Here is a 21,217-nt window from a genome sequence, read left to right on the forward strand (position 1 = left end):
GATGACTCCTCCAGGTTAGCAGAGGGCGCTTAATTCCTGAGCAATACGTTCCACATCAAAATCTTTTTTATTCACCTGATAGAAAAATTGATATTTATCGGATGGCAAAGCGGCAAAACCTTTATATGCGCCTGCCATCGCACCTGCCATCGTGGCAATACTGTCAGTATCATTTCCCGCATTCGCCGCCGCATGGATGGTTTGCCACGGTGCGCCCTGGCAGAAGGCGAATATCGCAATCGCCGAGGGGACAGATTCATGCGCGTTAACGGAGTTACCAACATACCCTTCCAGTTCTCGCAAGAAGGTTTCAAGGCGACTATTGCTCTGAGCAATATCCAGCGCCAGCTTCAAACGCTTACCGATTTTCGGCCCTGCAACAACCCTACAACGCTGCGCTGCCAGCTCCTCACCGTATTCAGCCCCGCGAAGCGTACTGGCAATAATCTTCTCGACTGTCGCATCGGCAAGCATCGCGGTGGAAACCCCCGCAGCGATTGCACACGCGCTGGCAATCGCAATGTTGGTATCGTGAGACGGTAAACAGGTTGCGAATGCCAGTTCGCAAGCTTTTTCGGGTTGGCCCGGCCATACCAGCCCGGCTGGCGCAACGCGCATGGCTGCGCCATTGGTGGTGCCTACATTTGGCGCCTGGCGGGAAGAGGTTCCGATAAGACCGATTGTGTTAGTCGGTTTCCCTTCTTTTAGCGCCTTCACGACCTGCTCAGTCGTCGGTCCCTTATAGTTTGCATAAGGCTCCATCGATGCCCAGCGCAGCAGGCACTCTGTCCAGGCACTGGTATCGAAATGCGCTTTCCCCGTCTTGATCAATCCCTCTGCAAAGACATACATCTGGCTTGCATCATCGGTAATCAATCCGGCAATGCCCCCCAGGGAACCGGCGAATGTATCATTTGGCGGCGTCTGAAAATCAGCAATAAAGCCGTGATAACGTTCGAGGATCTCGTCAATACTGTAAAGCTCAGTCGCCGCGCCAAGCGCATCGCCCATGCCCGCACATGCGAGTGCACCTAAAACTTTATCATCGTATTTCTGTCTGATTTGACACATTACAACTCTCCTTTAATATTCAAACGTGTCCTTACTCACCTTCAGTTGGTAAACGTAACGACTGGTCGGATAAATCGTTTCCACATATTCAATGGGTTTCCTGTCACTGGCATAGGTTATGCGCGAGGTGGTCAGCACCACTTCATCGCTGCCAATTTCAAGATGTTGTCTTTCGGCTGCAGAAGGTAGTCGCGCGCCAATGGACTCATAGGCTTCTACCATTTCGATGCCATATTTCTCTTCAAGCAAATGATAAAGAGAACCCCGGTCTTCCAATTCCTGCCTGTCTATTTTCTGCTCTGGCTTCAGTTTCAGATAAGAGGTCTGAATGCCCATCGGGGTAGTGTCAGAGAATCTTATCCTTTTAATTTTTAATACTGTTTGCATGGTTAACGGCATCTGCAGGTTTGTCCTGGTGACTTCGCTGACGGGCACATAGCTAAATTCAAGTACCGTTTGCCCGGGTTTACCGCCGTTACGCTTGATATCATCGCTAAAGCTGTAAAGCAGATGAGAATCATGGCTTCGTGGTGGTAAAACGTAGTTGCCTTGTTTCGCCGCACTGTGCAGATAGCCACGCTGCTTAAGATGGGCAATCGCTTTTCTGACGGTGATGCGATTGACGCCAAATCCTTCTGCCAGCTCACGTTCCGAGGGGATGACAAATTCAGCCGCCCACTGCCCGGAAACAATTTTTTCTATCATTATGTCTATGATCTGCTTGTACTTACTTTGTCCTTCCAGGTTCAAGTTCTCGCTGAGTTTTTCATTTTTCATTTTTGTTTGCCCTTCTGGTCTACACCAATAAATACTATCCCGATGAAAGCATCACAATTGCATTCGTAATGAAATGTAACCCGGATCACACTCTATTTCAAATAATCGTTTGTTTTCAATCCGATATGCATAAAATTAAAATAAGTCAAGCCTTTAACATGATCACCATCACAGATCAAGACAAAACCACTTTGGTCTACACCAGCCTTTTGTTAGGTTTAATTCAGAAACACGGTAAATACCTCCAATAATTATATTGCAGGCATCTAAATATAAAATCAGTGGCGAAGGAGAACAGATACCCCGGAATAAAATTGAGAATGTATATCACTCGCTTAGAGCTTTACTACAGAAAAATGATGATTACATTTTTTGCAGATTAGCTTTGTCAGAAATAAACAAAGCATAAGGCAGCGTCATTTCTATTTCTGACGGCACAGCATAATTAAGGATATTTATCATGAAAATTAAACACCTCTGCTTATTACCATCTTTTGTTCTGATGGCGCCACTGGTACATGCCGAAATGCCACACGGGTACATTAACTGGCAGAATGAATATTATGCCAAATCACATAACTTTAATGACCGTGTGCAAATGGGTATGTTCTTCAAAAACGGTTTCGGCATGATTGGCGAACTGCGCTACAACTCAAAAGAAGGCTCCAAAAATACCTGGGATCCTTCGCAGTTCAATAATAATGGTCATGGTTTCTCTGTCATGTATCGTTTTAACCCGCTGGAAGATAAAAAATTCTGGCTGGAACCGATGTTCTGGCTTGATTCCAGCGAATACTGGAGCACCTATGAATATGGCGTAACAGCGGGATATAACTTTAGCAAAGTGTGGCGCACCTCTTTCCGCTTCCGTTATGACATGGATAGAGCAACCGCGAAGTCAAAATCCTATGGCAATACCGATCGTAATAACATCCGTTACGACTGGTGGCTGGATTACCGTCCGGAAGGGACAAACTTCCAGTACCAGTTGAACGTGACTTACAACGATAACGAGTACCTGACCTGGAATAATGGCAACAAAAACTACCGCGTCACTGCGCGTGTGGGTTACCAGTGGGGCTCATGGTTCCCTTACTTCAGTATTGCTGATGAAAAAGGGCCGGATAAAACATCCAGCAACCGCCAGGCTCTGTACCGTACCGGCGTAACTTACTCCTTCTGACATAACTAAACCTGAACCGTGGGTACGAATGTACCCACGTTCTTGCCACCGAGGTTCTTATGAAACTCACCATTCGAGAAAAAATTGGGTTTGGTGCCGGTGACATGGCAATTTCCATTGTCATGATGTCAATGCAGTTGATCGTCGCCTATTTCTATACGGATATTTTTAAACTGAAAGCAGCGGATGTGGGTTTATTGCTGCTGACGGTAAGAGTGCTGGATGCGATTATCGATCCGCTCATTGGTATGATCACTGACAAGACCAGTAGCCGCTGGGGGCGTTATCGCCCGTATCTGTTAATATTCGCCATCCCCTTCGGCATCACTATCTTGTTGATGTTTATTACCCCTGATTTCAGCTACCTCGGCAAACTGATCTGGGCTTATGCTACTTATATTCTACTGACACTGGCATATACATTTATTGCCATTCCTTACGTCTCTGTTATCGGCGTAATCACTGATGACAGTCGCGAAAGGCTTAGCGCCAACACCTATCGTTTTGTAATGACGAAAATCGGCATGTTCCTCGTATCGATTATCGTACCGTTTGCAGCAGCTAAATTGGGAGAGGGAAATCTGGCCAGCGGCTATCAAATTGCGATGGCTGCAATGGGTGCCTTAGGCACACTGTTGTGTTTTTACTGTTTTTTCACTATCAAAGAAAGGATCACTCACACACCCAGTCGCATTCCTTTATCACAGCAGTTTCGCTCCCTGCTGAGAAATGATCAGTGGATGATACTCGGTATCGTTATTCTGGTAATTATGCTGGGCGGCTCCGTGCGCAGTGCGGTAGCAGCTTATTACGCAAAATACTATCTGAATGGCGGTGACGCGCTCATCCCACTGTTTTTAACCACGGGCGTTGTCGCATCGATTCTGTCGATGTTCGGCGCAAATTTTGCCGCTAAGCGGATGAATAAACTGACCATGTTCAGAATTTCACAGGCGGCGACATTTATTTTTAGCGCCGTTATGTTTATGGTCGTTGGAAGAGATGCTCTGGTTCTGGCATTTATCTTCTATTTCATTATTACTTTCCTGGCTGATATGCAATTGCCGGTGTACTGGGCTTCAATTGCTGAAGCCGTAGACTACGGTGAAGTTAAAAATAAAGAGCGTGTTTCCGGGCTGGCTTTTGGCGGGATTTTATTCTTCCAGAAGTTAGGAATGGGTCTGGCAGGCGGCCTTGTAGGTTATATTTTGAGTTACGCCAATTACACACCGGACAGTGTACAACCAGATACTTCCCTGGCCGCCATATCATTAATGATGACGCTGATTCCTGGTGTATTCCATTTGTTGGTCGCATGGCTTATGCGGAAATTCATTATTGATGATGAGTACTATCAAACGATTCGTGCACAGCTAGTTAAGGAGTAAGTATGGATGTATTACTGGCCACTCTCGCCGGTATCATTGTGGGAACACTTTTTACGCTTATAAAATTACCCATTCCGGCACCTCCGTATTTACCCGGCGTCATGGGCGTAGTCGGTGTCTATCTTGGTGGGCATCTTGGTAATTATGTCATTACTTTTATTCGCTAGTTAACCCACAGGTGGCAGAGTTAACTCTGCCACTTTTGTTGCACAACGATAATTCATAAAGGCATTCGGATGTTGCTTAAAAAATTCCCCTTAGTGGATCTGCATCGGCATCTTGATGGCAATATCGACATCAACACGATCATTATGCTGGCACAAAAATATGGCGTAGACCTCCCCTCTTACGAACCGGAAAAACTTCGTCCTCATGTACAAGTTACAAATTTTCAACCGGATCTGCTCTCCTTCCTGGCGAAACTGGATATTGGCGTCAGCGTATTAGGATCGCTGGAGGCCTGTCAGTTTGTCGCCAGGCAAAATGTTTACAGCGCTTTCGCTGAAGGTCTGGATTACGCAGAACTGCGTTTTTCCCCCTATTACATGGCGAAAGCGTTTGATTTACCGTTGGAAGGTGTTGTGCGTTCGGTAATTGATGGTGTGCGTGAAGGAATGGCTGAATTCCCGATTGGCATCAACCTTATCGGCATTTTAAGCCGCACCTGGGGGCCAGACACCTGTATGGCAGAACTGAACGCACTGTTAGCCTACAAAGACGACATCGTTGGGGTGGATTTGGCGGGAGATGAACTCAACTATCCCTGCCGTTTATTTACCGAACACTTTGCCAAAGCCCGCGAAAAAGGGTTCCGCGTGACGGTACATGCAGGCGAAGCTGCCGGGCCTGAAAGCATCCGGGATGCGATAAAGCTGCTGGGCGCGGAGCGAATCGGCCACGGCGTACAGGCAGTAAACGATCCGTGGTTACTGGAATATCTGGCGAACTGGGGCATTGTGGTTGAATGCTGCCTGACCTCAAACCTGCAAACGAACACTGTCCAGCATCTGAGCCAGCATCCGGTAAAAACCTTTCTGGAACATGGCATTCTGGCCACACTGAACACGGATGATCCCTTTGTGGAAGGCATTACCCTCCGTTCAGAGTATGAACGCGCGGTTAACGATGTCGGCCTCACGAAAGAGCATATCTGTCAATTACAACGAAATGGACTAAATGCCGCCTTTATGAGTGAAGGAGAGCGGATAAAATTCATTATGAGTAAATTGCAAAACCGGGAGCGCAGATTTCACTGATCCCTCGCGATAGCAGCCCGTTCACATCACTGGTGGGCGGGCTGCGGTATCCGGAAACGGTTTAGCGGCTGGACTGTAAAAACTTACGCACCCGGTCCGAATCCGGATCGGTGAAAAACTTTTCCGGTGGGGCTTTTTCAATCAGCAAGCCTTTCTCCAGAAACACCACCTCATCTGACACCTGGCGGGCAAAATCCATCTCGTGCGTGACCACCACCATGGTATAGCCTTCTGCGGCAAGATCTTTCATCACCCCCAGCACCTCATTCACCAGTTCGGGATCGAGTGCGGAAGTCGGTTCATCGAACAGGATCACTTCTGGCGACATGGCCAGCGAACGGGCAATCGCCACGCGCTGTTTTTGCCCACCGGAGAGGGTAATCGGGTAGACATCCTGCTTGTGACTCATGCCGACTTTTTCCAGCTGACGGCGCGCCACCTCGTTGGCGGTCTCGCGTTTCATGCCTTTCACATGCACCAGCGCTTCGGTCACATTTTCCAGCACCGTCAAATGTGGCCACAAGTTAAAACTCTGGAACACCATCCCCACTCGTTCACGAATGTGGGAGAGATCTTTGTGCGACATCGCTTTACCGGTCTTTTCATCCACGCCAATACGCTGACCGCTGATGCGCACTTCCCCGCGATCCGGCTGCTCCAGCCAGTTCATACAGCGCAACAGTGTTGACTTCCCGGATCCTGAGGAACCAAGAATGCTCACCACGGTGCCCTTTTCTACCGTCAGGTTGATATCGCGCAGTACTTCGACATTATCAAACTGTTTGGACACGTTTTTGATACTTACCGCCGTTGATTCAGGCATGGGACATTCCTCTTTTAGCGCCGTAATGACTTAACCGCTTAATCAGCAACTCCAGCAGAATGCTGATCCCCCAATAGAGCGCAATAGCGACAATAAAGGCATTAAACGGAATAAAGTAAGTGGATTGCACGCTATTAGCGGCGGCGGTGATCTCTTGCACGGTAATAATGCACAGAAAGGCAGTGTCTTTCAGGCAAATAATGAGTTGATTACCCAGCAAGGGCAACGCAGATGAAAAAATATTTGGCAATACAATACGGCGGAATATTTTATAACGTGAGAAACCCTGAGACACTGCCGCCTCAATATAGCCCGCCGAAAAGAGCCTTCTCTGGCTGCGTAATATTTCGAAGAAATAGGCGCCATGATAAATCACCAGCGCGAATAACCCTGCCGTCCAGGCGTCCATACTGATCCCTATTTGCGGCAGCCCGTAATAAAGCAGATACGCCAGGATCAAAAATGGCAGAGCGCGCATCAGGCTTATAAAAGCGATAATCAGTCGATGGGCCACCCGGTTTTGACATTCCATGACATAACACAGCACCACGCCAATAAGTAACCCCACCACGGCGGCAGTAATAAACAGTTCAAGCGTCGACAGCAGCCCGTTAAAAAAACTCTCTCGCGCCGCCCAGATAATTCCCCATTGATTCATAACTCCTCCGCCTTTTTATCGCGCCAGGCGCTTCGCTTTACGTTCCGCCATGCCCTGCAACTTCAATAGCAGGCCGATAATCAAGACATACAACAGCCCGGCGGCAAGGATCGGCGACAGCGGTTCATACGTTACCGATGAAATACGGTTGGTGACACGCGTCAGATCCACCACACCGATTACCGCAATTGCCGGGCTGCCTTTGATCAAAAAAGACATCTCGTTGACCAGCGCAGGCAGGCTCTCTATCCACATTTGCGGCAGCATAATTTGCCGGAAGTAGGTCCAGCGCCGCATTCCCACCGACTCCGCCGCCTCCCGCTGTTCGCGGGGGAAATTGCGAAAGGCGTTGCGCCAGATTTCCGCATTAAACGCCGAGGTATTGAGCGTCAGGGCCACGATAGCCGCCAGCGTCTTATCCAGATTGATGCCCAGCGTTGGCAGGGATAAAAACAGGAACAGCACCAGCGTGACCAACGGCGTGGCGCGCGCCAGGCTGATGTAAACCACCAGAAACTGATCAACAAACGGGATCTTCATCATGCGAATGAAGGCAATGATCAGGCCGATAACCACCCCGAATGCAATGGCCACACCCGAGATCCAGAGGGTCGTCCATGCGCCTTCAATCAACAATTGCCATGAAATTAAGTCCATGTTCCCTCCTGTTAAAACAGGCGGCGGTTGCCCGCCGCGTTGCCCTTAAATGCCCGCTAACTTATGAAACTGATCGGCACTGGTGATCGGCTCTTTTGGCAGGTCGTAGGTTTCGCCAAACCATTTTTTCTGCAACTCCGCCAGCTTGCCGGTTTCCGTCATGTGGTTCATAAACCCGGTCATAAATTTCAGCAGTTCCGGCGAGCTTTTCGAAATCGGCCACGCCATATAACCCGGGCCAGACACCGCCAGTCCTTTAGCGAACACTTTCGGCTTCGCTTTCACTAAATCGTTAACCGAAATCACCACGTTAATCACATAATCAACGCGTTTGTTCGCCAGGTCGGCATAGGCTTCCGGGTAGGATTGATACTCAACTACCGGGCCAAGCTTGCCGCCGACTTTCTCCAGCATCGCTTTCAGCTCCGGCAAACGCGCCAGAAGAGCACTGCCCGCCTGTACGCCCACTTTTTTACCGCTCAGGTCGGCAATGGTATTTAATGTTTTATCGTCTGCACGTTTAACAAAATAGTGCTGCGCCGAGGCCCAGGGGGGAGTGAAATTAAATACATTGAGGCGCTCATCGGTGATAACCGCCCCGGTTAATGCCATATCATATTGGCCGGTAGAGACCGCCGCGAGTAAGCCCGTCCACGGTAAAATACTCTGGTTAATATTGAATTTCGCATATTTGCGTAATTCGTCGAGCATGTCTTTATTAAACCCGTCTGTCTGGCCGTTATTCATAAAGTTAAACGGCGCATAATCATCTTCCGTCGCCACTTTCAGCGTGCCGGATTTTTCGATTTCAGGAAGATCAGCGGCCACTGCGTGTAAAGAAAATGCCAGCGTCATCATGGCTGCAAGGCAATATTTGCCGAATACTTTTTTCATCTTTCCACCCTTATTTAATGTGCCAGACCGGTATATCCGGGGTGTGCTGGAAGCGTTGCAAGATATATGCCGAAACTAATAAGTCGTCCGGTTTTTGTGACTGCGTTTTTACAATAGGGAGGCTTACGCTGTTGTGAATAGAGCCAGTTGTTGCAAAAGGATGTGTCAGTTACCAGGAAGCTGGTATGGAATTTGCTCCACCCAGTAAAGCACTGCTGAAAGAGGAGTACGGCATGATTCGCCATTTATTGAGTGTAAACTTTGACGGCCAGCGTGGATTGCAGGAACAGGTGCGCGAATCCTTAATCAACGCCATTCTGAGTGGGATTTTCCCGGCCGATACGCCGCTGCCTTCGTGCCGTCAGCTTGCCAGCCAGCTCAATGTGTCACGTAATACCACCGCGCTGGTTTTTGAGAGCCTGGTCAATGAAGGCTACCTGGTGAGCCGACCACGCAGTGGTTACTACCTGCACCCGGATTACTACAGTTGCGGGCAAACGAACGGGCAGCCTGCACCCGAATGCGAGAGCCTTGCACCACGCTGGAGCAATCGCCTGAAAATTACCCCCAGTCAGCAGGAATCCATCCTCAAACCTGCAGGCTGGATGCATTACCGTTATCCATTTATTTACGGTCAGCCCTATACCCAGCAATTCCCACTTGCCACCTGGCGCGCGGCGGCAAACTGGCTGCACGGCGGGGTGCGCGATCCGGCATGGGTGGTTGATCATATTGACCAGGATGTACCGATGTTAATTGAGCAGATCCGCACCCGCGTACTGCCCAAACGTGGAATTGTCGCCGCACCGGATGAGATCCTGATTACGCTAGGCTCGCAAAATGCCCTTTATCTGCTGACGCGCCTGTTAATGTCGCGCACGACCCGCGTCGCCGTAGAAAACCCCAGCTTTCGCGAAGCGATTAACACCTTCTTATTAAGCGATACGCAGATTGTGCCGCACCCGGTGGACAGCGAAGGACTGGTGCTCAATGAAACACCGTGCGACTACTACTATGTCACGCCGGGGCACCAGGTGCCGACCGGGGTGACCATGAGTAAAGCCCGCCGCACAGAGCTGCTGGATTATGCCACCCGCCACGATGCGGTGATCATTGAGGATGATTACGACTCGGAAAGTAACTTTATGCAAAACCCGTTGCCCGCATTAAAAGCCAGCGATCGCAGCGGGCGGGTGATTTACGTCAGCAGCCTGTCGAAAGCTCTGTCGCCTGGTCTGCGGCTTGGGTATATGGTCGCCGCGCCGGAAATTATTGATGAGGCACGCGCCCTGCGCCGCCTGGTTTATCGCCATCCACCGACCAACATTCAATATCAGATGGCGCATTTTCTTGCCCAGGGACACTACGAAACCCATTTACGCCGCTACCATGATGACTCGGCCCGGCGCTGGGACTGCCTGCATCACGCACTGCGCACCTTCCTGCCGGAGTGCGAAGCCATGCCGGGTAGCGAGCATGCCAATGCATTCTGGCTCCGCACCCCGGCGCAGATCAGCACCCAGCAACTCACCTGGCGCGCCGCACACGCAGGCGTTCTTATTGAACCCGGCGCGCGCCATTTTCTACAGGATGCCCCGCCAGATAACTTTTTCCGGATGGGCTTTCACGCTATTCATCCGGAGGCAATCGCACCGGGTGTGGAAGTGCTGCGCGAACAACTGGCGCAGTTATGCTGACATTTTAAGCAGCCGGAGGTGCTGCGCAGGAAGGATCGCCTTTTCACTTCCATACTTGAGGAAACACATTGCAGAAGGGGCCGCTATGCCACTTGCCGATTTTCATGTTTCCGACGCCTTTACCCTCGGTATTGAACTGGAGCTCCAGGTGGTCAACCCGCCGGGATACGACCTGAGCCAGGACTCTTCGCGGCTGATTGCGTCAGTGGAAGGTCAGGTTTCCGCCGGAGAAGTGAAGCACGACATTACCGAAAGTATGCTGGAAATCGCCACCGGCGTGTGCCGTAACATTGACCAGGCGGCGCATCAATTCTCCGCCATGCAGCATGTTATTTTGCAGGCTGCCGCGCAGCACCATGTGCAAATCTGCGGTGGCGGCACGCACCCGTTTCAGAAATGGCAGCGTCAGGAAATTTGTCATGATGAACGTTACTCCCGCACGCTGGAGACGTTCGGCTATTTAATGCAGCAAGCCACGGTGTTTGGTCAGCATGTGCATGTTGGCTGCACCAATGGCGACGATGCGATCTATTTATTGCACGGCCTCTCCCGATTCGTGCCGCATTTTATTGCTCTGAGCGCTGCCTCACCCTACAACCAGGGTACGGATACCCGCTATGCCTCGTCGCGGCTGAATATTTTTTCTTCGTTCCCGGATAACGGCCCAATGCCATGGGTCGCAAACTGGCAGGAGTTTGAAGGGTTATTTCGTCGTTTAAGCTACACCTCGATGATTGAAAGCATCAAAGATTTGCACTGGGATATTCGTCCCAGCCCCAATTTCGGTACCGTTGAAGTGCGTGTAATGGACACGCCACTCACCCTATCCCATGCCATTAACGTGGCCGGGTTTATTCAGGCGTTATCGCACTGGTTACTGGCAGAGCGCCCGTTTAAACATCAGGAGCGGGATTATCTGTTATATAAATTTAACCGTTTCCAGGCATGCCGTTATGGGCTGGAAGGGGTGCTGACAGATGTGCATACCGGCGAGCAGTGCACGATTGCTGATTCACTGGCGCAACTGCTGGATAAGCTGGCCCCCTGGGCCGATAAGCTCAACGCAGGAAGTGCGCTGGATGAGCTGGCAAGGGTAGTAAAACGCGGCAAAAGCGAGGCGCAACTGATGCGCGAATTTGTTGCTGATGGCGGCTCGCTGATTGGCCTGGTGCAAAAGCATGCCGAAATATGGGCGGCGGGCTAAAGGCAATACCTCCCTCAGGGGCTGATGCATTAATAATTATGATCAATCATTAAAGGCTTATTTTTAATAAGCCTTTATTTACGCCAGCAATAATACTTCTAAAGCGGTAGGAGAAATCAGCGGAATTGATAAATATCAACAAGCCTGACGTTAAAATAAAGCCGCCAATCTGTATTCCGATAACAAATATGAGCAATCGCAAACATGAGGCATATTTATGAGTTGGATCTACCGTTTTTCGATGAAAGCAAAATTACTGTTAGCACTGCTGCCGTTATTGTTTGCGTTAATCTGGCTGGCCACCAGCGGCATCCTGTCGCGCGTGGAAACAGGCCAGCAGATGCGCACGATTATCTCGTTGACGGAACTGGCAAAAAACGCCGGCAATGTCATTCAGGAATTACAAAAAGAGCGTGGGCTTAGCGCCGGCTATTTAGGCAGTAAAGGCCAGCAATTCTCCGGCGAATTGTCAGCGCAATATCCGCTTTCTGCACAGGCCATCGCGCAATTCACCGCGGCCCTTAAACAATTCCCGGAACAAAACGCCAATAATGATATTCGTCGTGCACTGGAGCAGTTCCGTCAGCACCAGCAAGGGCTGGAGGATTTTCGCCAGCAGGTGCGTAATCAGAGCGTCAGCGGTACCGAGTCGTTAGGGTGGTATAGCGCGATTATCAGCGACTTACTCAACGTCGTGGGCGGTATCAGCCAACTCACCGACAATGGCGACATTGTCAATCAGCTGGCCGCATACTACAGCGTGTTAAACGCCAAAGAGCAGACTGGCGTGGAGCGCGCGCTGATGTCGAACGTTTTCTCTGCCGACCGTTTTAACGATGGGCAGTTCCGCCAGCTCAATGAAGTGGTGGGAAAACAACAATCCTGGCTGGCTGCGACCCGTGCCTTCAGTACCGCCAGCGTCAACGAAAAACTGGCCGCGCAGTTGCAAACTCCGCAGGCTACGCATGCGCTGGAATTGCGCCAGGTTGCGCTTGATCATGCCGCGACGGGTGGCTTCGGTATTGCGCCAGCCGACTGGTTTAAAGCGCAGACCGATCGCATTTCCGTGCTGAAAGCAGTGGAAGACGCTTCCGCCAATTCGCTGCTGCAAACGGCACAAGCCCTTGCAGATAAAGCCTGGCATGGTGTTGTGTTTTTTGCGGTGATAAGCGTTGCCGCGCTGATTATTGCGCTATTTTTTGCCCTGCTGGTCGCCAGTAGCATTCATCGCCAGCTTCATACTTCCCTTTCGACCATTGAAGGGATGAACGGCGATCTGACCCAGCGGCTGGAGGTTCCCGGCACGGATGAACTCTCACTGCTTAACCGTGCCTATAACCAGGCCATCGAAAATATTCAGCACATTGTGAGTGAAATTAAACACGGGGCGAATGTGCTGCGCGGCGCCAGTTCAGAGATTGCGGGCGGTAATCAGGATCTGGCCTCCCGCACGGACGAGCAGGCCGCATCGCTGGTAGAAACTGCAGCCAGCATGGAGCAAATCGCCACCGCCGTGAATCAAACGGCGGATAACGCCAACGAAGCGAAAAAACTGACCGAAGAGATGGAGAAACAGGTTCAGGAAGCGAGCCGGGTTGCAGGTGAAGCCAGCCATAGCATGAGCGCGATCCGCGTATCCAGCGAACAGATCTCCAACATTGTCAGTTCCATCGATGAAATCTCGTTCCAGACGAACCTGCTGGCGCTGAATGCCGCCGTCGAAGCGGCGCGTGCCGGTGAGATGGGCAAAGGCTTTGCGGTGGTGGCAAGCGAAGTTCGTAATCTGTCGCAACGTTGCGCCAACGAAGCGCACCAGATCCGCGAACTGGTTACCAAAAATATGGAACAGATCCAGCAGGGCGTGACGCTGGTGCAGGCTTCCGATCGCGCGTTGCAGGCAGCAAAAACAAATACCAGTCAGATGCTGGTGTTCGTCAGTGATATTGCCCGTGCGGCCAGCGAACAATCGCTCGGCGTCTCCCAGGTGCACCAGGCGCTGAACCAGCTGGAGCAAGTGACCCAGCAGAATGCCGGACTGGTAGCCAGCGCCGCCAGCGCCAGCCAGATGCTGGATCAGCAGTCTGAAACGATGGCAACCCTGGTTGACCGCTTTGTTGTAGCCTGATGGTCCGTCGGGGAACGTTGCGCTCACGCCAGCTTTCCCCGACAATGCGACTTTTCACTACCAAAGACGCTTATGAAACACCCTTTAGAATCCGTGGTCACGCTGGCAGGTATTCTGCTGATGGCATTCATTTCTGTGTTGCTGCTGCCTGCGCCAAGCCTGGGTTTGCAACTGGCGCAAAACCTGATGCAGTGGTTCCATCTGCTGGATCTCAATCAGCTCTATACCCTGCTTTACTGCCTGTGGTTTTTACTGCTTGGCACCATTGAGTTCTTTGTGCTGCGCTTTATCTGGCGACGCTGGCTGGCGGTCTGAGAACCTTAATCCCCTGCCCTTGCCTGTAGGCGGCAGGGTTACCCCTCCTTCCTGACCTGCATAACCCACTCCATTCTTGTTCTATTTTTTTGAATCTTATCCGCAAATTGTTCCGCTTTTTTTCAGCGATTCGCAGGCTTATGATTTATCACATCAGGGCAAATCAGCCCTTCCCAAACAAAACTGAACAGGAATACGACCATGAAATTCATCAAAACTTTCGTTGCAGTTGCTGCCCTTTCCGCTATCTCTTTCGGTTCTTTTGCACAAAGCATCAGCGCCAGCGCATCTACCCTTAGCGGCGCAGAAGCAAAAATCGCCGCGCAGGCAGAACAGGCGAATGCCTCTTACAAAATTACCAGCGCCCGTACCGACAACCGCGTGTATATGACCGCAGTACTGAGCAAATAAAAAAGTCGCCCCGTAACGGGGCGCTATCACTACCAGGATCAGGCGAACATGAATCCGTTGCAGAAAATTTTTAACGCTTTGTTTTCTCAGACCGCCCCGGCGGCTGTTGAACGGTCAACTTCAGGAGCAGTGATGTCAGACAACTTTCTCGCCTTAGCGAAACAACGCAGAACCATTTATGCCCTGGGTAAAAACCTGCCGGTAGCAGATGACGTTGTGATTGAAACCATTAAAGAAGCCATTCGTCAGGCGCCGTCGGCGTTTAACTCACAGAGTTCCCGCGCGCTGATCCTGCTGGGTAAAGAACATGCGCAGTTCTGGGAACTGACCCGTGAGCAACTGCGGAAAATCGTGCCGGAAGAGAACTTCCACGCCACGTCAGAAAAAATTGATGGCTTTGCTGCCGCCGCCGGTTCCGTGCTGTTTTTTGAAGATCAGGATGTGGTGAAAGGTTTGCAGGAACAGTTTGCCGCCTATGCCGATAACTTCCCGGTTTGGTCCGAACACAGCACTGGCATTGCGCAGTATGCTGTATGGCTGGCGCTGACAGAGAAAGGAATTGGCGCAAACCTGCAGCATTACAACCCGCTGGTTGATGCCGACGTGCAGCGTACCTGGAACATTCCTGCCAACTGGAAACTGCGCGGCCACATGAACTTTGGTTCTATCGTCGCCCCGGCGGGTGAAAAAGCCTATATGGACGACGATAAACGCTTTGTGGTAGTCCGCTAAATCGCCGCATGATGCACGCCCGGCCAGCCTTTGCGCTGCCGGGCTTTTTTATGTGTTTACCCTTATTTCAGCCCGGTAAAATTGCGCATACCGTGCACCAGCGCTTCGACCCACGCGGCGTAATCATGACCGCTCGACCACGGGTGAAAACTGGCGCTGTAGCCTTTTTCACGGAGCTGTTGCTCAAACGCAAGGCTGTTCGCATAGATCCCGCCGTCGGCTCCTTGTGATTCAAACCGGCCCGCCTGGATCCAAAAACGCAGTGGGTAACGCGGCGCTTGCTGGTACTGGCGCAACAACCAGCCCGGGGCTTCCCCTTTCGGTGACCACCAGTACGATCCGGAAAGACTCAATACATTACCGAACAGACGCGGGTAACGTAACGCCACCCATGACGAGGCCAGCCCACCGTAACTGGCACCGGCCAGCACCGTTTTGGTCCGCGTCATCGGCAACCCTCGCTGTTTTAACCACGGCGTGAGTTCAAGCGCCATAAAATCGGCAAAATCAGCATTCGGCGGCAGCTCTTTGCCGCGTCGCGTATGGTCGAGGCTGTCGATAAAAACAATATTGATGGGCGGTAACGCATGGCGAGCAATCAAACCATCCAGCACGCTGGCGGTGTGGTACTCCCCCTGCCAGGTTTGCCCATCGAAGAGGATTAATGTCCAGCGCGCGGGCTGCGAAGCCCTGGGCCGATAGAGGATGATTTCACGGCTATTACCCAACCGCTCGCTGTAAAATGCATGTCGCGATACGACGCCGTGCCGCACCGGTTGCGCCATGGCTTCGGTTGAAAAGTAGCGCGACGGGCTTAAGTCGAGCAGTGATGATCGGTTCCAGCGGTCGGCCCAGCCGTTGCTCAGCGTATGCGGATTGAGCGGATCAGCCTGTGCGCTGACGAGGATTGCCCGGCGTTGATCGCGTGGAGTGCCATCGACTTTCGGCACATCCGGAGCCAGTTGGTACTGCATGCGTGTATCCGCCGGTACGACATAACTGCGGAACCACACATCCGAGTGCGCAAGGCGAAATAATGGATCATGATCGCCGGCTGGCGATCCCAGAATAAACACGTTGCCGCGCGCTCCGCGCCATAAAAACGTCACCCGCTTATGATGGTCATCTACCGGCTCGATGAGTGGCGTCCCTGCCCGCTTTCTCTCTTGCCAGAAAGCATCCGTCGTGCCGCCTGCGGCGAGTTCGTTGACCAGTTGCTGCAAGCGCGGGCTTACCGGCGCCAGTGTTTGCGGGCGCGGCAGCGGTGTGGTTTCTTTCATTCGCCATGTGAAAGACCAGCGCTTACCTTCATGACCATGCAGCACAAGCGATGAGGGTTGTTGCACCGGGAGTGAAAAAAGCAGCGCCTGTTCGCCATCAGCCGGGCCGCCTTCCAGTAGCGCACGCAAGCGGCGGTTTTGCGTATCCAGCAGATGGGCATCCGTGACGCCGGACAAGGTAGCGGTGACATAATTCTCTCCCAGCGCTGGCAGTTGAAAACAGACTTCGCCACTGGCGTCAAACTTCCCTTGTTGTTCTCCCTGTACAGAGGCGGATCCGCACGGCATAGCCGCCGCCGGCAGGGTGCTTATACCTATCAGTAACCCACTTAATGCCATTTTCATCGGCAGGATATCCCTTCACAAAATTGCAAACAACGCTAATGCAAATGGTAAGCATTTGCAATATCATCAAATCCGTTATTAATGTCGGACTCCTTTATTTACTGAATAAATAAGGGGTTATTTGAATGGCAACTTCTAAAACGGGACGTTTTAACTGATGTTTAAAAATAACAAAATGATGCAACTCTGGCTGCTCAGCCTGGCGGCCGGGAGCATAAGCTCCCCGACGCTGGCAAAAACCTCTGCGGAAGAAACACTGGTCGTCACGCCGGGAACAGTGGAAGATCCCCACGCGCCGGTAAAAGGCATTGTGGCAACGAAAACCCTCTCAGCCACGAAAACGGCGACCGATTTGGTGAAAACACCACAGTCCGTGTCGGTCATTACCCGCGATCAAATGAAAGCGCTTGATGTCAGCTCTGTTTCGCAGGCGCTGCGCTACAGTGCCGGAGTGTTTACCGAATACCGGGGATCGTCTAACCGTAATGACGAAGTGTTTGTGCGCGGTTTTAGTTATGTACCGAAGTTCCTTGATGGCCTGAGCTATGGCGCAACCGCCTCGTCACAAACCGGGACACTTGATCCCTGGCTGTTAGAGCGGGTCGAACTGGTGCGCGGCCCGGCATCGGTACTGTTTGGCCAGGTCAATCCTGGCGGACTTATAAGCATGACCAGTAAACGCCCGACCAGCGAGGCTATCCACAATGTGCAGTTTCGCACCGGGAATAATAAGCTGGCCGAAGGCGCGTTTGATTTTGGCGGCAAACTGAGCGATGACGGGCGTGTGCTGTACCGCATTAATGGTATTGCCCGTACGCAGAATAACCAGGTGGATGACTATAAAGAGACTCGTATGGCCATTGCGCCGTCGATCACCTGGTATCCTAACGATCAGACCCGCTTTACCCTGCTCACCAGTTACCAGAAAGATCCGGATGCCGGTTACCGTAACTTCCTGCCGTATTACGGAACCGTGGTCAGCGCCAACGGCCGTTACCTGCCGCGTGATATGAACGTTAGCGATCCAAATTATGATCAGTCATGGCGCGAACAGACCCTGGTTGGCTACGAATTTGAGCACCAACTCAATGAGGTGGTTACCCTGCGCCAGAACGCCCGTTATTCCACCCTTAAACAGAAATACCGTTACCTGGTGTATGCCAACAACGCGGCCAACAGCACGGTATTAACACGTAATGCCCAGCGTGAAACACGCCAGACGGATGAGTTCGGTCTTGATAACCAGCTCGAAGCACAGTTTGCAACTGCCGACGTTAACCACACGCTGTTAGGCGGGCTGGATTATAAATCAAGCCGCGACCATCAGTTGCTGCAACGGGGCAGCGGTTCACAGTACGACTTCGACTGGACCCAGCCTGTGTATGGCGTCAGCGTGGATGAAAGCACCTTCAGCACCCGCACCAACGAGCAGCAGAATCTCGACCAGATGGGGATCTATTTGCAGGATCAGTTGAGCTGGAATAACTGGGAATTACTGCTTTCCGGTCGTTATGACTGGTCGGAAGTGCGTACCACCGATTTCACCTCTACAGACCCGACCGTGCAGCAAAACGACAGCAAATTGACCTGGCGCACCGGACTGCTCTACGCTTTTGATTTTGGCCTGTCGCCTTACATCAGCTACAGCACCTCATTTGAGCCGAACCTGCAAACCAACCGCGCGCCAGGTGTTGCGCCGTTTAAACCCACTACCGGTAAGCAGACGGAAGTCGGGGTGAAATACCAACCCGTGGAAAACACCCTGATGTCACTGGCTGTTTACGACCTGCGTCAGGATAATGTGCCCACCTACAACAGCACCGAAGGCTGGTATGAAAACGCGGGGGAGATCCGCTCAAAAGGTCTGGAGGCTGAACTGCATTCCACCTTGTTTAACAGCCTGAACCTGATTGCTTCTTATACCTATACCAATGCGGAAAACACCGACACGACGGTGGCAGGCACCCAGGGGAAAACCCCGGCGCGTATCCCCACGCATATGGCGTCGGCATTTGCCAGCTATACCCTGCCTGGCGGGCCGCTGAAAAGCCTGACCGCTGGCGTCGGTATGCGCTATATCGGCACCTCGTATGGCGATGCGCAAAACACCTTCAAAGTGCCGGCGGTGGATTTGTACGACGCGATGCTTGGTTACGATCTCGGCGAGCTGAGCAGCAGCCTGAAAGGGGCAAACATGCAGTTTAACGTTAACAACCTGGCCAATACCAAATATGTGGCGGCCTGTAGCGGCAGCAGCGCCTGCTTCTATGGCATTGGTCGTACGATGACGGCCACGGTGAGCTACAGCTGGTAATAAAAAAGCCGCCTTCAAAGAAGGCGGCTTCGCAGTGATAACCGTTATGCTTACTGCTGGTTTTCGCGCTCAGCAATAAACGCCAGCGCTTTGTCGATACGCGCCACGCTGCGGGATTTGCCAATCGCGTGAACAGTCACGTCAAGTGCCGGGGACTGACCCGCGCCGGTCACCGCAACGCGCAGCGGCATGCCGACTTTACCCATGCCGACTTCCAGTTCATCCGCCGTCGCCTGAATCGCATTGTGCACGTTTTCTGCGGTCCATTCAGCAATCGCTGCAAGTTTGTCACGCACCACTTCCAGCGGCTGACGGGCCACCGGGCGCAGGTGCTTTTTCGCCGCATCGGCGTCGAACGCATCAAACTCTTCATAGAAATAACGGCAGCTTGCGGCCATCTCTTTCAACGTTTTACAACGTTCGCCCAGCAGTTTTACCAGTTCAAACAACTGCGGACCGGTATGGGTGTCGATCTTTTCCTGCTCAATATGCCATTGCAGGTGTGTCGCCACATATTCCGGATCCAGCGTGTTGATGTAGTGATGGTTCAGCCACAGCAGTTTGTCGGTGTTGAAGGCACTGGCCGATTTGCTCACCGCACCCAGCGAGAACAATTTGATCATCTCTTCACGGGTGAAGATTTCCTGATCGCCGCTGGACCAGCCCAGACGCACCAGGTAGTTCAGCAGCGCTTCCGGCAGGTAGCCGTCATCACGATATTGCATAACGCTGACTGCGCCGTGGCGTTTGGAGAGCTTTTTACCGTCGTCGCCGTTGATCATAGAAACGTGTGCGTACACCGGAACCGGTGCGTTCAGCGCTTTCAGGATGTTGATCTGGCGAGGGGTGTTGTTGATATGATCTTCACCACGGATCACGTGGGTGATTTCCATGTCCCAGTCATCCACCACCACACAGAAGTTATAGGTTGGGGAGCCATCAGTACGGCGAATGATCAGATCGTCGAGTTCCTGATTGCTAAACTCGATCGGACCGCGAATTTGATCGTCAAAAATGACCGAACCTTCCTGCGGATTGGCAAAACGCACCACACAAGGCTCATCCGCAGCATGATGCGAATGATCGTGGCGGCAACGGCCGTCGTAGCGCGGTTTTTCATTGTTTGCCATCTGCGTTTCACGCAGCTGCTCAAGACGTTCTTTCGAGCAGTAGCATTTATAGGCGGTGCCGGCTTCCAGCATCTCGTCAATGACCGCGTTGTAGCGATCAAAACGTTTGGTCTGGAAGTACGGGCCTTCGTCCCATTCCAGATTCAGCCAGTTCATGCCATCCATAATGGCTTCAATTGCTTCCGGGGTGGAGCGCTCAAGATCGGTGTCTTCAATACGCAGCACAAACTCACCGTCGTGATTACGAGCAAATAGCCAGGAATAGAGAGCAGTACGCGCGCCGCCTACGTGCAAATAGCCGGTGGGGCTGGGCGCGAAGCGAGTTTTGATTTTCATGAAATGGCCTTACGTTGAGAAAGATGCCGACCGTCGGCAATACCTGAAATGAAAAGTGGGCAATATTCTATCACTGTGGGCTGATTCCTCAATGTTGTTGCCGCAATCAGGGGCTTATCGGCGTATTTTGTTTAGAAATCATGCTCTCGCGGCGGATTACGCAGCGGTTTGTCTAATTTTACGACGAACGAACAATTTCTTTTGAAAATGCGTTGACTCATTTTCAACTCTCCCTATAATGCGACTCCACACAGCGGGGGTGATTAGCTCAGCTGGGAGAGCACCTCCCTTACAAGGAGGGGGTCGGCGGTTCGATCCCGTCATCACCCACCACTTTCTCGCCAGCGAATTCTTATCATTGAAGTACCGAAGTGGGTGATTAGCTCAGCTGGGAGAGCACCTCCCTTACAAGGAGGGGGTCGGCGGTTCGATCCCGTCATCACCCACCACTTTCTCGCCAGCGAATTCTTATCATTGAAGTACCGAAGTGGGTGATTAGCTCAGCTGGGAGAGCACCTCCCTTACAAGGAGGGGGTCGGCGGTTCGATCCCGTCATCACCCACCACTTCGGGTCGTTAGCTCAGTTGGTAGAGCAGTTGACTTTTAATCAATTGGTCGCAG

19 protein-coding genes and 3 tRNA genes are annotated in these 21,217 nt (G+C 51.9%); 14 read left to right on the plus strand and 8 right to left on the minus strand.

Annotation, left to right across the window (positions count from 1 at the left end; translation table 11 throughout):
- Positions 1-15 precede the first annotated feature (15 nt).
- Together RTX30_RS20470 and RTX30_RS20475 are read right to left on the minus strand one after the other, a co-directional pair.
- Positions 16-1,071 (minus strand): ADP-ribosylglycohydrolase family protein, encoded by a 1,056-nt coding sequence (locus tag RTX30_RS20470; RefSeq protein WP_312692285.1) that lies wholly within the window; start codon positions 1,069-1,071, stop codon positions 16-18.
- 12 nt (positions 1,072-1,083) lie between these two features.
- Positions 1,084-1,848, minus strand: a complete 765-nt coding sequence (locus RTX30_RS20475) for a GntR family transcriptional regulator (RefSeq protein ID WP_312692286.1) — start codon at positions 1,846-1,848, stop codon at positions 1,084-1,086.
- A gap of 460 nt (positions 1,849-2,308) precedes the next feature.
- Here RTX30_RS20475 and RTX30_RS20480 point away from each other — a divergent pair, with 460 nt between their 5' ends.
- From RTX30_RS20480 to add, 4 genes are all read left to right on the plus strand, one after another.
- Positions 2,309-3,031: an oligogalacturonate-specific porin KdgM family protein gene (locus tag RTX30_RS20480; protein ID WP_312692288.1), complete on the plus strand. Its 723-nt coding sequence runs from the start codon at positions 2,309-2,311 to the stop codon at positions 3,029-3,031.
- A gap of 59 nt (positions 3,032-3,090) precedes the next feature.
- A complete protein-coding gene (locus RTX30_RS20485; RefSeq protein WP_312692290.1) occupies positions 3,091-4,419 on the plus strand; it encodes an MFS transporter in 1,329 nt (442 codons plus the stop codon).
- 2 nt (positions 4,420-4,421) lie between these two features.
- Positions 4,422-4,586: a DUF1427 family protein gene (locus RTX30_RS20490; RefSeq protein ID WP_312692293.1), complete on the plus strand. Its 165-nt coding sequence runs from the start codon at positions 4,422-4,424 to the stop codon at positions 4,584-4,586.
- A 69-nt stretch (positions 4,587-4,655) separates the two neighbouring features.
- Positions 4,656-5,675, plus strand: a complete 1,020-nt coding sequence (gene add, locus RTX30_RS20495; RefSeq protein ID WP_312692295.1) for an adenosine deaminase — start codon at positions 4,656-4,658, stop codon at positions 5,673-5,675.
- A 61-nt stretch (positions 5,676-5,736) separates the two neighbouring features.
- Here the strand turns inward: add and RTX30_RS20500 are convergent, their stop codons facing one another.
- The 4 genes from RTX30_RS20500 to RTX30_RS20515 are packed head-to-tail and all read right to left on the minus strand — an operon-like array spanning position 5,737 to position 8,707.
- Positions 5,737-6,498, minus strand: a complete 762-nt coding sequence (locus RTX30_RS20500) for an amino acid ABC transporter ATP-binding protein (RefSeq protein WP_312692297.1) — start codon at positions 6,496-6,498, stop codon at positions 5,737-5,739.
- Entirely contained in the window at positions 6,491-7,156 is a 666-nt protein-coding gene (locus RTX30_RS20505; protein WP_312692299.1) for an ABC transporter permease subunit, read from the minus strand. The genes RTX30_RS20500 and RTX30_RS20505 overlap by 8 nt, the downstream gene beginning before the upstream one ends.
- Before the next feature lie 15 nt (positions 7,157-7,171).
- Positions 7,172-7,813 (minus strand): amino acid ABC transporter permease, encoded by a 642-nt coding sequence (locus RTX30_RS20510; protein ID WP_312692301.1) that lies wholly within the window; start codon positions 7,811-7,813, stop codon positions 7,172-7,174.
- 45 nt (positions 7,814-7,858) lie between these two features.
- Complete coding sequence (locus RTX30_RS20515) at positions 7,859-8,707, minus strand: transporter substrate-binding domain-containing protein (RefSeq protein WP_312692303.1); 849 nt, start codon at positions 8,705-8,707, stop codon at positions 7,859-7,861.
- A gap of 233 nt (positions 8,708-8,940) precedes the next feature.
- On the opposite strand from RTX30_RS20515, the gene RTX30_RS20520 reads away from it, so the two are divergent.
- From RTX30_RS20520 to RTX30_RS20545, 6 genes are all read left to right on the plus strand, one after another.
- On the plus strand, positions 8,941-10,404 hold the full coding sequence (locus tag RTX30_RS20520) for a PLP-dependent aminotransferase family protein (protein WP_312692327.1): 1,464 nt from the start codon (positions 8,941-8,943) through the stop codon (positions 10,402-10,404).
- Positions 10,405-10,489: 85 nt separating this feature from the next.
- Positions 10,490-11,608, plus strand: coding sequence for a YbdK family carboxylate-amine ligase (locus RTX30_RS20525; RefSeq protein WP_312692305.1), 1,119 nt, complete (start codon positions 10,490-10,492; stop codon positions 11,606-11,608).
- 217 nt (positions 11,609-11,825) lie between these two features.
- Complete coding sequence (locus RTX30_RS20530; RefSeq protein WP_312692307.1) at positions 11,826-13,733, plus strand: nitrate- and nitrite sensing domain-containing protein; 1,908 nt, start codon at positions 11,826-11,828, stop codon at positions 13,731-13,733.
- Between the two features lie 72 nt (positions 13,734-13,805).
- A complete protein-coding gene (locus RTX30_RS20535; protein ID WP_312692309.1) occupies positions 13,806-14,048 on the plus strand; it encodes a DUF1158 family protein in 243 nt (80 codons plus the stop codon).
- Between the two features lie 201 nt (positions 14,049-14,249).
- On the plus strand, positions 14,250-14,459 hold the full coding sequence (locus RTX30_RS20540; RefSeq protein ID WP_312692311.1) for a YdgH/BhsA/McbA-like domain containing protein: 210 nt from the start codon (positions 14,250-14,252) through the stop codon (positions 14,457-14,459).
- 132 nt (positions 14,460-14,591) lie between these two features.
- Positions 14,592-15,191 carry a nitroreductase family protein gene (locus RTX30_RS20545; RefSeq protein WP_312692313.1) on the plus strand — a complete coding sequence of 200 codons (600 nt, stop codon included), beginning with the start codon at positions 14,592-14,594 and terminating at the stop codon, positions 15,189-15,191.
- Between the two features lie 62 nt (positions 15,192-15,253).
- Here RTX30_RS20545 and RTX30_RS20550 read toward each other — a convergent pair whose 3' ends face one another.
- Positions 15,254-16,816, minus strand: a complete 1,563-nt coding sequence (locus tag RTX30_RS20550; RefSeq protein WP_312692315.1) for an alpha/beta hydrolase-fold protein — start codon at positions 16,814-16,816, stop codon at positions 15,254-15,256.
- Positions 16,817-16,973: 157 nt separating this feature from the next.
- On the opposite strand from RTX30_RS20550, the gene RTX30_RS20555 reads away from it, so the two are divergent.
- The gene (locus RTX30_RS20555) at positions 16,974-19,130 is read left to right on the plus strand and encodes a TonB-dependent siderophore receptor (RefSeq protein WP_312692317.1); all 2,157 of its coding nucleotides are present in this window, start codon (positions 16,974-16,976) and stop codon (positions 19,128-19,130) included.
- 50 nt (positions 19,131-19,180) lie between these two features.
- Here the strand turns inward: RTX30_RS20555 and gltX are convergent, their stop codons facing one another.
- Complete coding sequence (gltX, locus tag RTX30_RS20560) at positions 19,181-20,596, minus strand: glutamate--tRNA ligase (protein ID WP_312692319.1); 1,416 nt, start codon at positions 20,594-20,596, stop codon at positions 19,181-19,183.
- Positions 20,597-20,853: 257 nt separating this feature from the next.
- Here gltX and RTX30_RS20565 point away from each other — a divergent pair.
- From RTX30_RS20565 to RTX30_RS20575, 3 genes are all read left to right on the plus strand, one after another.
- Positions 20,854-20,929: transfer RNA gene (locus tag RTX30_RS20565), tRNA-Val, on the plus strand.
- A 40-nt stretch (positions 20,930-20,969) separates the two neighbouring features.
- Positions 20,970-21,045: transfer RNA gene (locus tag RTX30_RS20570), tRNA-Val, on the plus strand.
- Between the two features lie 40 nt (positions 21,046-21,085).
- Positions 21,086-21,161 (plus strand) — tRNA-Val (locus RTX30_RS20575).
- Positions 21,162-21,217: the final 56 nt, after the last annotated feature.

This window comes from Kosakonia sp., assembly GCF_032052965.1.
Lineage (GTDB): Bacteria > Pseudomonadota > Gammaproteobacteria > Enterobacterales > Enterobacteriaceae > Kosakonia.

Excerpts from the sequence above, each read along its gene's own strand:
- RTX30_RS20470 (WP_312692285.1), bottom strand. The coding sequence starts at position 1,071 with ATGTGTCAAATCAGACAGAAATACGATGATAAAGTTTTAGGTGCACTC.
- RTX30_RS20475 (WP_312692286.1), bottom strand. The coding sequence starts at position 1,848 with ATGAAAAATGAAAAACTCAGCGAGAACTTGAACCTGGAAGGACAAAGT.
- RTX30_RS20480 (WP_312692288.1), top strand. The coding sequence starts at position 2,309 with ATGAAAATTAAACACCTCTGCTTATTACCATCTTTTGTTCTGATGGCG.
- RTX30_RS20485 (WP_312692290.1), top strand. The coding sequence starts at position 3,091 with ATGAAACTCACCATTCGAGAAAAAATTGGGTTTGGTGCCGGTGACATG.
- RTX30_RS20490 (WP_312692293.1), top strand. The coding sequence starts at position 4,422 with ATGGATGTATTACTGGCCACTCTCGCCGGTATCATTGTGGGAACACTT.
- add (WP_312692295.1), top strand. The coding sequence starts at position 4,656 with ATGTTGCTTAAAAAATTCCCCTTAGTGGATCTGCATCGGCATCTTGAT.
- RTX30_RS20500 (WP_312692297.1), bottom strand. The coding sequence starts at position 6,498 with ATGCCTGAATCAACGGCGGTAAGTATCAAAAACGTGTCCAAACAGTTT.
- RTX30_RS20505 (WP_312692299.1), bottom strand. The coding sequence starts at position 7,156 with ATGAATCAATGGGGAATTATCTGGGCGGCGCGAGAGAGTTTTTTTAAC.
- RTX30_RS20510 (WP_312692301.1), bottom strand. The coding sequence starts at position 7,813 with ATGGACTTAATTTCATGGCAATTGTTGATTGAAGGCGCATGGACGACC.
- RTX30_RS20515 (WP_312692303.1), bottom strand. The coding sequence starts at position 8,707 with ATGAAAAAAGTATTCGGCAAATATTGCCTTGCAGCCATGATGACGCTG.
- RTX30_RS20520 (WP_312692327.1), top strand. The coding sequence starts at position 8,941 with ATGATTCGCCATTTATTGAGTGTAAACTTTGACGGCCAGCGTGGATTG.
- RTX30_RS20525 (WP_312692305.1), top strand. The coding sequence starts at position 10,490 with ATGCCACTTGCCGATTTTCATGTTTCCGACGCCTTTACCCTCGGTATT.
- RTX30_RS20530 (WP_312692307.1), top strand. The coding sequence starts at position 11,826 with ATGAGTTGGATCTACCGTTTTTCGATGAAAGCAAAATTACTGTTAGCA.
- RTX30_RS20535 (WP_312692309.1), top strand. The coding sequence starts at position 13,806 with ATGAAACACCCTTTAGAATCCGTGGTCACGCTGGCAGGTATTCTGCTG.
- RTX30_RS20540 (WP_312692311.1), top strand. The coding sequence starts at position 14,250 with ATGAAATTCATCAAAACTTTCGTTGCAGTTGCTGCCCTTTCCGCTATC.
- RTX30_RS20545 (WP_312692313.1), top strand. The coding sequence starts at position 14,592 with ATGTCAGACAACTTTCTCGCCTTAGCGAAACAACGCAGAACCATTTAT.
- RTX30_RS20550 (WP_312692315.1), bottom strand. The coding sequence starts at position 16,816 with ATGAAAATGGCATTAAGTGGGTTACTGATAGGTATAAGCACCCTGCCG.
- RTX30_RS20555 (WP_312692317.1), top strand. The coding sequence starts at position 16,974 with ATGTTTAAAAATAACAAAATGATGCAACTCTGGCTGCTCAGCCTGGCG.
- gltX (WP_312692319.1), bottom strand. The coding sequence starts at position 20,596 with ATGAAAATCAAAACTCGCTTCGCGCCCAGCCCCACCGGCTATTTGCAC.